This is a genomic window from Microcoleus sp. LEGE 07076, from assembly GCF_015207455.1.
In the GTDB taxonomy this organism is placed as follows: Bacteria; Cyanobacteriota; Cyanobacteriia; order Cyanobacteriales; family Microcoleaceae; genus Microcoleus.
This window is the reverse complement of record NZ_JADEWV010000225.1, coordinates 1-8,927: the sequence shown is the minus strand read 5'-3', so window position 1 is coordinate 8,927 and position 8,927 is coordinate 1. Positions and strand designations below refer to the sequence as shown.

15 protein-coding genes are annotated in these 8,927 nt (G+C 45.7%); 10 read left to right on the top strand and 5 right to left on the bottom strand.

Going from position 1 to position 8,927, the window contains the following annotated elements; translation table 11 throughout:
* Positions 1 to 7: 7 nt before the first annotated feature.
* Positions 8 to 835, bottom strand: a complete 828-nt coding sequence (gene dapB, locus IQ270_RS25340; RefSeq protein ID WP_193975934.1) for a 4-hydroxy-tetrahydrodipicolinate reductase — start codon at positions 833 to 835, stop codon at positions 8 to 10.
* Between the two features lie 270 nt (positions 836 to 1,105).
* Between dapB and IQ270_RS25335 the strand changes: the two genes are divergently transcribed.
* From IQ270_RS25335 to IQ270_RS32420, 4 genes are read left to right on the top strand one after another with little or no spacing between them, the layout of a single operon-like run.
* Positions 1,106 to 3,664, top strand: a complete 2,559-nt coding sequence (locus tag IQ270_RS25335) for an EAL domain-containing protein (RefSeq protein ID WP_339384327.1) — start codon at positions 1,106 to 1,108, stop codon at positions 3,662 to 3,664.
* Positions 3,658 to 4,167 carry a hypothetical protein gene (locus IQ270_RS31465; protein WP_339384326.1) on the top strand — a complete coding sequence of 170 codons (510 nt, stop codon included), beginning with the start codon at positions 3,658 to 3,660 and terminating at the stop codon, positions 4,165 to 4,167. The genes IQ270_RS25335 and IQ270_RS31465 overlap by 7 nt, the downstream gene beginning before the upstream one ends.
* Before the next feature lie 29 nt (positions 4,168 to 4,196).
* Complete coding sequence (locus IQ270_RS25325; protein WP_193975931.1) at positions 4,197 to 4,454, top strand: type II toxin-antitoxin system ParD family antitoxin; 258 nt, start codon at positions 4,197 to 4,199, stop codon at positions 4,452 to 4,454.
* A gap of 59 nt (positions 4,455 to 4,513) precedes the next feature.
* A complete protein-coding gene (locus tag IQ270_RS32420; protein WP_368670141.1) occupies positions 4,514 to 4,741 on the top strand; it encodes a type II toxin-antitoxin system RelE/ParE family toxin in 228 nt (75 codons plus the stop codon).
* On the opposite strand, the gene IQ270_RS25315 is transcribed toward IQ270_RS32420, so the two are convergent.
* Positions 4,700 to 5,035: a type II toxin-antitoxin system RelE/ParE family toxin gene (locus tag IQ270_RS25315; RefSeq protein WP_193975930.1), complete on the bottom strand. Its 336-nt coding sequence runs from the start codon at positions 5,033 to 5,035 to the stop codon at positions 4,700 to 4,702. The genes IQ270_RS32420 and IQ270_RS25315 overlap by 42 nt on opposite strands.
* An 82-nt stretch (positions 5,036 to 5,117) precedes the next feature.
* Between IQ270_RS25315 and IQ270_RS25310 the strand changes: the two genes are divergently transcribed.
* The 4 genes from IQ270_RS25310 to IQ270_RS25295 all read left to right on the top strand — a co-directional run bounded on the left by IQ270_RS25310 (position 5,118) and on the right by IQ270_RS25295 (position 6,732).
* A complete protein-coding gene (locus IQ270_RS25310) occupies positions 5,118 to 5,372 on the top strand; it encodes a type II toxin-antitoxin system ParD family antitoxin (protein WP_193975929.1) in 255 nt (84 codons plus the stop codon).
* On the top strand, positions 5,362 to 5,739 hold the full coding sequence (locus tag IQ270_RS25305; protein WP_193975928.1) for a type II toxin-antitoxin system VapC family toxin: 378 nt from the start codon (positions 5,362 to 5,364) through the stop codon (positions 5,737 to 5,739). The genes IQ270_RS25310 and IQ270_RS25305 overlap by 11 nt, the downstream gene beginning before the upstream one ends.
* A 347-nt stretch (positions 5,740 to 6,086) precedes the next feature.
* Entirely contained in the window at positions 6,087 to 6,425 is a 339-nt protein-coding gene (locus IQ270_RS25300) for a DUF433 domain-containing protein (RefSeq protein WP_368670140.1), read from the top strand.
* Positions 6,400 to 6,732: a DUF5615 family PIN-like protein gene (locus IQ270_RS25295; RefSeq protein WP_228056686.1), complete on the top strand. Its 333-nt coding sequence runs from the start codon at positions 6,400 to 6,402 to the stop codon at positions 6,730 to 6,732. Before IQ270_RS25300 ends, IQ270_RS25295 begins: the two co-directional genes overlap by 26 nt.
* Before the next feature lie 320 nt (positions 6,733 to 7,052).
* On the opposite strand, the gene IQ270_RS25290 is transcribed toward IQ270_RS25295, so the two are convergent.
* Complete coding sequence (locus IQ270_RS25290; RefSeq protein ID WP_193975927.1) at positions 7,053 to 7,349, bottom strand: type II toxin-antitoxin system RelE/ParE family toxin; 297 nt, start codon at positions 7,347 to 7,349, stop codon at positions 7,053 to 7,055.
* Entirely contained in the window at positions 7,346 to 7,963 is a 618-nt protein-coding gene (locus tag IQ270_RS25285) for a hypothetical protein (protein WP_193975926.1), read from the bottom strand. The genes IQ270_RS25290 and IQ270_RS25285 overlap by 4 nt, the downstream gene beginning before the upstream one ends.
* Before the next feature lie 86 nt (positions 7,964 to 8,049).
* Here IQ270_RS25285 and IQ270_RS32415 point away from each other — a divergent pair, with 86 nt between their 5' ends.
* On the top strand, positions 8,050 to 8,280 hold the full coding sequence (locus IQ270_RS32415) for a DUF4160 domain-containing protein (protein ID WP_368670139.1): 231 nt from the start codon (positions 8,050 to 8,052) through the stop codon (positions 8,278 to 8,280).
* Positions 8,281 to 8,293: 13 nt separating this feature from the next.
* On the top strand, positions 8,294 to 8,590 hold the full coding sequence (locus tag IQ270_RS25275) for a DUF2442 domain-containing protein (RefSeq protein WP_193975925.1): 297 nt from the start codon (positions 8,294 to 8,296) through the stop codon (positions 8,588 to 8,590).
* A gap of 114 nt (positions 8,591 to 8,704) precedes the next feature.
* On the opposite strand, the gene IQ270_RS25270 is transcribed toward IQ270_RS25275, so the two are convergent.
* Positions 8,705 to 8,927 (bottom strand): hypothetical protein (locus IQ270_RS25270; RefSeq protein WP_228056685.1); only part of this gene is annotated, 223 nt, incomplete at its 5' end.

The window sequence follows — 8,927 nt, the reverse complement described above, 5'->3', positions numbered from 1 at the left end:
CCATAATCTAGAGTATTTTTTCCAAGCCGTAAACGAGCGATCGCAATTCTATGATTTTTCGCACTGATAACAATACTCCGGGCATATAACAAGCGCGATCGCTGGTGTCGTGCCGTAATGTATAAACTTGACCTTCTCCGCCAAAAATTACTTCTTGGTGGGCAATTAAACCGGGTAAACGGATGCTGTGAATCCGAATTCCTTCGTCGGCTAAAGAACCCCGAGCACCGGGCAATTTTTCGGTTTCGTCCACCTCGGGGGGATTGAAAGTTTTTCCCATTTCTGCTAACATTTGGGCAGTTTGAATGGCGGTGCCGCTGGGTGCGTCGGCTTTTTGATTGTGGTGGAGCTCGATAATTTCTACGTGTTCAAAATACTGAGATGCTGTGACGGCGGCTTGTTGGAGCAGCACCATGCCGATCGAGAAATTGGGTACAATTAAACAACCAATGCTGGCTTTGTGGGCAAATTCGGCTAATTTTTGAATTTGTTCGGTACTTAATCCGGTAGTGCCGACTACAGGGCGAATACCGTAAGCAATAGCCGCTCGCACGTTTTCGTAAACTGACGAAGGGTGCGTAAAATCTACCATCACGCCCAACTGTTTTTCCTGAGCGGCTAATACCAGCATTCCTTGCAAGTCGTCGGTGATGGGAACTTCTAACGGGCCGCACCCGGCTAATTCTCCTGCATCGGCGTTGAGGGACTCAGGAGAGCGGTCTACAGCGCCAAATAAGGTCATGTCACTAGCACGGGCGATCGCCTTAATTACTTCGCGGCCCATTTTGCCGCCAGCACCGTTAACAATCACCGGAATCGGAAGTTGAGTTGTCATAATTGGAAAAATATCCTGAAATTTCGATCGACTAAATTTTAACGCTTGTGGAAATTTGGGGAAACTGAGGAATCAAAGACAGGGCTTTTCGGCAGATGCGATTCAAACCTGGTTTCCCATCGGATCCATACTTGGCAAAATCGAGTAATTAGCTTAAATAAACTCGGTTTAGGCGCAATTTCTGAAAAAATTACACTTAATCTCATAATAAGCTCAATTCTGTAAGCACAGATTTGTGGTTCGCTTTCTTTGCACCCATATATGTTTGCTGTGACTGCCAAATTATCTCGAAATATTCGTTCTGTACTGTCTGTCGCAACTGGCCTGAACCTGAGTTCTCAACACCGACGGGTCAAGATTTGGCCGGCGTTGTTGGCGGGCGCGACTGTAACGCTGTTGAATACGGGAGTGCGGCGGTTGGGATGGCAGCAAAGCTGGGAATTGGCGAGTTTTGACTCGTTGGTGCGCTTGCAGCCGGATGCTGGCCCCGATCCGGAGCTGCTGGTAGTAGGAATTTCTGAGGCGGATATTCAAGCTTTGGGGAGATTTCCGATTTCCGACGGGGCGATCGCCAAAACTTTGACAAAATTGCAAAAATATCATCCAAAAGTCATCGGTTTAGACTTGTACCGCGATTTGCCTCAAGCGCCGGGACACCAAGAATTGCGGGCCGCGCTGAAAGCACCGAATGTGGTGGCGATCGCTAAATTGAGCGATTCAGACAGTGAGGGAGTGTCCGCGCCTCCGGGGATGCCGCCCGATCGGGTCGGTTTTAACGACTTCGTACTCGACGCTGACGGTGTGGTGCGCCGCAATTTGCTCTCTGTCTCGAAACCCGACAAGACTACTGCTTCCTCGTTTTCTTTGCAACTGGCTTTGCTGTATCTCAAAGATAGGGTGCAGCCGAGAGATAGCCCTGTCAATCCCCACCAAATCAACTGGGGTAAAGCAGAATTTGTGCCTTTAAAATCCGACAGCGGTGGCTATGCAAATCTTGATGCCAGAGGCTACCAAATTCTGCTCAAATACCGTTCTGCTGTTGGAGTGGCGCGGCAAGTCAGTATCCTCCAGGTATTGAACGGCGAAATTGATCCGAGTTGGGTAAAGGACAAGATTGTGCTGATCGGAACGACTGCACAGAGCACCAGAGATGTGTTTCTGACACCTTACAGCCCGGTTCTCCAGCAAAATCCGAAAATGCCGGGGGTGCTGCTGCACGCGCAAATGCTCAGCCAAATATTGACTGCGGTTTTGCAGGGGCGATCGCTGTTTTGGGTGTGGCCCGAATGGGCAGAAATTTTGTGGAACGGTTTCTGGGCGGTGCTTGGTGGGGTTGTGGCTTGGCGGATCGGACACCCGTTGCGGGCGGTATTGGTTGTGGGTGTGGCATTTATGGGGCTGTTGGGGATGAGTTTGGCGATTTTTACTGCCGGTGGGTGGGTGTCGCTGGTGTCGCCGGCTTTGGGTTTGGTGTTGACTGGTGTGGGCGTTAGCGCTTACAAGAAGCTTTACGATGCTTTTCACGATTCTCTGACGGGTTTGCCAAACCGGGATTTGTTTGTAGAGTGCTTGGGCCGGGCGATCGCCAATACTAAGCACCACCGCAGCTATCTGTTTGCGGTGCTGTTTTTGGATTTAGACCGATTTAAGGTGATTAATGATTCTTTGGGTCATTTGGTGGGGGATGAACTGCTGATGGCGGTGGTGGTGCGGTTGAAGGCAAGTCTCAGTCGGACGGATACTGTGGCGCGGGTGGGGGGCGACGATTTTGCAATTTTGGTGAGGAATGTTGATGCCCAGAGTGCGGTGGATTTGGCCGATCGCATTCACCAAGCTTTAATTGTGCCTTTTGATTTGAGAGGGCAAGAAGTTTTTGTTACCGCCAGCATCGGGATTGCGGTGGGCGGCGAACCCCCACCCTCCCCCCGGGAAGGGCCGGAACACTTGCTGCGGGACGCTCACACGGCGATGTACCGCGCCAAGGCTTTGGGAACGGGAAAGTATCAGGTGTTTGATGCTTCGATGCACGATTTGGCCGTGGAGAGGTTGCAGTTGGAGACGGATTTGCGGATGGCTGTAAAACGTCGGGAGTTTTTGCTGCACTACCAGCCGTTTGTATCTTTGGCCAGCGGCAGGATTATTGGGTTTGAGGCTTTGGTGCGCTGGCAGCACCCGCTGCGGGGCTTGATTTCGCCGGTCAAGTTTATTCCGGTGGCTGAGGAGACGGGGGCAATTGTGCCGCTGGGCGAGTGGGTGCTGGAGGAGGCTTGTCGGCAGTTGCGGCTGTGGGAGGGAATGTTTGATTTTGATCGACCTTTAATTATGAGTGTAAATTTATCTGGAAAGCAGTTTGCTCAGCCGGATTTGGTGGAGCGAATTCAAGCTATTTTGGTGACAACTGGTTTGAGTGCCAAAAGTTTGAAGTTGGAGATTACTGAGAGTGTGGTGATGGATGATGTGGAGTCGGCGATCGCGGTTTTAAAGCAGATGAAAGCGCTTAATGTCAAGTTGGGAATTGATGATTTTGGGACTGGTTATTCGTCGTTGAGTTATTTGAGTCGGTTTCCTACGGATACTTTGAAGGTTGATAAGTCGTTTGTGGGGCTGATGGAGATCGAAGGTGAGGGGGAAAATGTGGCGATCGTGCGGACGATTGTCGCCCTGGCTCACGCTTTGGGGATGGATGTGATTGCTGAGGGTGTGGAGACGGCGGCACAATTAGCTCGGTTGAGGGCGATCGGCTGCGAATACGGCCAAGGTTATTTTTTTGCTAAGCCTTTACCGAGCGAGGATGCTACTGCTTTGATGGCTTCGGAGCCGCAGTGGTAGTTATTGGTTATTGGTTATTTGTTATTGGTTATTTGTTATTGGTTATTTGTTGTTTGTTGTTGGTTGTTGGTTGTTGGTTATTTGTCATTTGTCATTTGTTATTTGTTGTTTGTTATTGGTTATTTGTTATTGGTTATTTGTTATTGGTTGTTGGTTGTTGGTTATTGGTTGTTGGTTGTTGGTTATTGGTTGTTGGTTATTTGTCATTGGTTATTGGTTATTGGTTATTGGTTATTGGTCAATACCGTCGCCCGCAAGCATTGTTCTGGCAGACGATCGCACTTTTGAGACCAACCGTCATCGATACTATCAGGTGCGATCGGCTAGTTTTGTGCGAAACGTGGCTTAATTATCATAAAACTTTACGCAAATATGTAGTGTTGGGAGCGATCGAAAGAGGGCCATCGCCCGTCGCGCGTGAAAAAGTAGTCAACGGATCTCGCCCTTACATACCTCAGCTTAAACAGCAGTTGACAAAAATTGACAATATTTGCCATGCTTGAATAGTTAGAGATGTAAAAGTTTACAAACTATGACAACACTCAATATATCGCTACCCGAATCGATGCGGGACTTGATGGGCGAACAAGTTGCCAAAGGTGGCTACAGTACCACCAGCGAATACATCCGACACTTGATTCGCCAAGAATTAGAACGAGTGGCAAAAACACAACTTGAGACATTACTATTAGAAGGTTTAGATAGCGGTGAATCTATTGAGATTACGGATGGGTGGTGGGAACAAAAACGCACTGAACTTGTTGAAAAAGTCCGCAATTCAAAGACGTGACCAGACGAATTGTCATTAGACCAAGGGCTAGTTTTGACCTGGATTAACAGTTTGCCTATATTGCTGCCAATAATTTTGGTGCGGCAAGGCAAACTTTCTCGCAATTAGCACAAAGGTCTGGTATTGGTAGCCTTTATAATACTGAAAATCCGCGCCTGGTAGGTTTGCGGAAGTGGGCTGTCAGGGGATTTGACAAGCATCTAATTTTTTATGTAGAAAAAGATGAATATATTGAGATTGTGAGGCTACTCCATGCTGCGCGCGATGCGATCTTCCAGAGATTTTAGGAGAGGAAGAATAGTTATTAGAAATTGCGATCGACCTTTGGATGTCAATAATAGCGAGATTCCTCTAGATTTCATAAAGGGATTTCGTCCCAAATACGGAAACTCGGCGAGATACTGACATTTTTTGCCAAAACCTTCGACAAAGCGATCGCCTGCATCTATGCTTTGCTCTAGAAAATAATCATAAATTAGCGATCGCCCATCTGCAATCCCAAGCATCGCACTTTGTGACTGATTCCACTCATGGCGATCGACCTTGACATCCCAAGCATGGATATCGCACAATTTTTCCATAGCCTAAGATGTTGAGTGACAAAATGCGATATTTTGTGTTATTATGGAAGTAGTGGTTGACTCAAATAGGTGACTCAACATCATGAACATATCCTTAACTCCAGAACTAGAGCAATTTGTTCAGTCAACAGTCAAAAACGGTAGGTACTCATCGGCTTCAGAAGTGATACTGGCTGCCTTAAAATTGCTAAAAGAACACGAATTTTTAGTTGTTTTGAATCCGGTTTCGTCTGATGTAAAGCAGAAATCTAGCTATGATTTCTCCGATTTGGTGGGGCGATTAACTTGGCAGGGAGATGCGGTGACAATGCAGAGAAATCTACGCGATGAGTGGTAATCGCTATGTGTTGGATACGAATGGAATCGTGGCTCTGCTTCAAGGGAATATGCAACTGGTTGAATTGCTTAAAGATGCCGATAGGATCGGAGTTTCAGTTATTAGCCAAATAGAGTTTCTGGTATTTCCTGGGTTGACTCAAGACGATCGTGAGATTTTTGAGCAGTTTCTGCAAAGAGTTGAGGTTCTGGGTTTAGGGCCAATTGATACTGTTTTGATTGAGAAAATTCTTGAGATTCGCCAGCAACATCGCTTGAAACTACCAGATGCAGTTATTGCAGCAATGGCAATTCAAAATTCAGCAACTTTGGTGACAGCCGATCGAGAGTTTGCAAAAGTAACAAGTTTAACGGTAATTAATTGGTAGCGATCGCTCTTTGTTAAAGTTTTGGGAAAGAGCGATCGCACTTTGTGACTAATTCCAAAAGGGATCTCGACCTTCGCGCGTGAAAAAGGAGTTAAGGGATCTCGCGCTTTTTGACAAATTCCAAAAGTGCGATCGACCGTCGCACTCAAAAACCAACCGTGACTTATCTATCTGGAAAAAGGCGCTAGTTTTATACAGAACGCGGCCTAATCTTCAGAAAACTTTACAAATCGGAGATTGCGATCTGGAAAAGTTGACTCAGGAAGGGCGATCGCTATCTATACCGCCTTGGTTGTTGTTAAAATAGGAACTAATTCCGCATTGTGCGATCAAAAATCATGACTCAGATGCCTATGCCATCGGTAATCCAAGAACATATTGAAATTACTCCGGGTATTTGTGGCGGTAAACCACGTATAGCCGGACATCGAATTAGGGTTCAAGATGTTGTAATTTGGCACGAAAAGATGGGAATGTCTCCTGATGAAATTGTGTCGCGGTATCCCACAATTAATTTAGCAGATGTATACGCAGCCTTGACTTATTACCACGACCATCTTGACGAAATTCGACAACAGATTCGAGATAGTGATGCTTTTGTGCGGGAATTGCAAGCTAAAACTCCTTCCAAGGTGCAGCAGAAATTGAGAGGGCCCAATCTTGGAAAAGATCCGATTTCATTGTGATGAACAAGTCGAACGGGCGATCGCAGAAGCTTTGAGAAGGCGCGGTATTGATGTTACGACTACACCGGAAGCAGGACTTTTAGGTGCTGCTGATGAAGAACAATTAGCTTTTGCAATTTCTCAAGAACGAGTAATCTTTACCCAAGATGACGATTTTTTGGCAATTCATCAGCGGGGTTTAGAGCATTGCGGTATTGTTTACTGTCACCAAAACAGCCGTTCACTTGGTGAAATTGTGCGCGGTTTGATTCTGATTTGGGAGGTACTTGAACCGTCGGATATGCAGAACCATATAGAGTTTATTTGAAAAGGTAGATCGCACTCACAACCCGTCAGGAGCGAGATACCTTTCCATATCCCCAAAAGAGCGATCGCACTTTGTGACTGATGCCAAAAGGGGATCTCGACCTTCGCGCGTGAAAAAGGAGTTAAGGGATCTCGCACTTTGTGACTGATGAAAAAAGGGTATCTCGACCTTCGCGCGTGAAAAAGGAGTCAAGGGCGATCGCACTTTGTGACTAATTCCACTCATGGCGATCGATCTTTCTTGAGAAAAAGGGGTAAAGGGCGATCGCCGAGTTTACAGCACTATCGTGCATCTGCGAGTTTTCGAGGAGAAACTCTGGATCAGTTTTGATTGAAAACAGTCTGCAAATTACGATAACCACTAATTACTCGCAAAATTTCAATACCTTCTCCAACAATTTGGTAAAAAATGATGTATTCCATCAACGGTATCCCTCGCAAACCCGGAACAAACTGAGCATAGGAGCGCCCCAAATACGGAAACTCGGCGAGATACTGACATTTTTTGCCAAAACCTTCGACAAAGCGATCGCCTGCATCTATGCTTTGCTCTAGAAAATAATCGGAAATTTCTGATAAATCTCGACTCGCATCAATCGTAATAACCAAACGTTTCATACTGCTGCTTCTTTGGCGCTTTGCACTTTCGCTCTCAGTTGAGCTAGCACCACGTTTGCTTCTAACACTTCGCCACGCTGTGCTTGTTCCCGTGCGATGTCAATTTTTTTGCGCGTTGCTTCGGCCCAGACTAAGTATTCTGGGCTACGATCGGCATCGGGTAGCGCAACGTCATCAATCAGTAACAGTAAGGCGGTGTTGATAGCTTCTTCTAAAGAGGGGTATTGCCCTTGTTTGACGAGGGTTTCGAGAACTTGGGTTTGGGCTTGGCTAAGGGTGATTTGCACGATCGTATTCGACCTTTTGTTGCAGGATAGTTCTACTTTATCGTAGCAAATCGGCAAGCGATCGTTCTTTGGGAAATAGCGGCCATCTGCAATCCCAAGCATCGCACTTTTTGACAAATTCCAAAAGGGATCTCGACCTTCGCGCGTTAAAAAGGAGGTAAGGGCGATCGTACTTTGTGACTGATGACAAACGGGCGATCGACCTTCGCGCGTGAAAAAGGAGTTAAGGGATCTCGCGCTTTGTGACTGATGCCAAAAGGGGATCTCGACCTTCGCGCGTGAAAAAGGAGTTAAGGGATCTCGCACTTTGTGACTAATTCCACTCATGGCGATCGACTGTCATTGTGTCATTAGCTCGGCTATAATAGTCCTCGTATCATTGTTTAAAGAACCTTTATGCCAGAAGTTGCACGATTTTACGGAATAATCATCAAAATTTTCTTTGGGATCATCCACCTCCTCATTTTCATGCAGTTTACGGTGAGTACAATGCTTTAATCGGTATTGAGTCTTTAGAGATTATTGAAGGAGATTTACCTAATCGAGTTCAAAAGCTGGTAATAGAATGGGCTACGTTGTACCAGAAAGAACTGCTCGATATGTGGAATAGCCAAGAATTTAGTAAATTGCCACCATTAAAATAACTGCGATTTTTTTATGAAACCTGAACGCATCGTTTCTGCTAAAGTTATTGACGATCGCACCTTGATAGTTAAGTTTACAAATTTAGAAGTGAAAAAATACGACATTTCTAAGTTATTAGAAAATCCGATGTTTGCGACCTTATGCAATCCGGGGTTTTTCAGGAATTTTAGAATTGAACCGGGTGGTTATGGACTGGTTTGGAATGAATATCTCGATATCAGTGAATATGAACTTTGGCAGAATGGAATTAGTTGCACGGATGAGGAAATCGAGCGATATATTGAATTTATTCATCATGTTGCTCGCTGAGAAATAATGCCCGATTCTTCTGAGCGATCGCACTTTGTGACTGATGCCAAAAGTGCGATCGACCTTGGTTGAGAAAGATGAGTTAAGGGCGATCGAGCTTTGAGTTTATCAAGGCTAAGCAGCCATCGGGCAAAGGCTCAGAGTTGAACAATCAACTTTAGTTCTCGGTCGCAGTTCAACTTGAACTAAAGTTTTAAATTCTTCATTTTTGGGGGCAACTAAAAATTCTAATTTACCGTTAATATAATCATTAATTTCAATAGAGTTCACGAGTTCAAAACACATAATACCTACAGTGGCATCGGCTATCTTTAATTCAATTTGAACTGATTTTTGA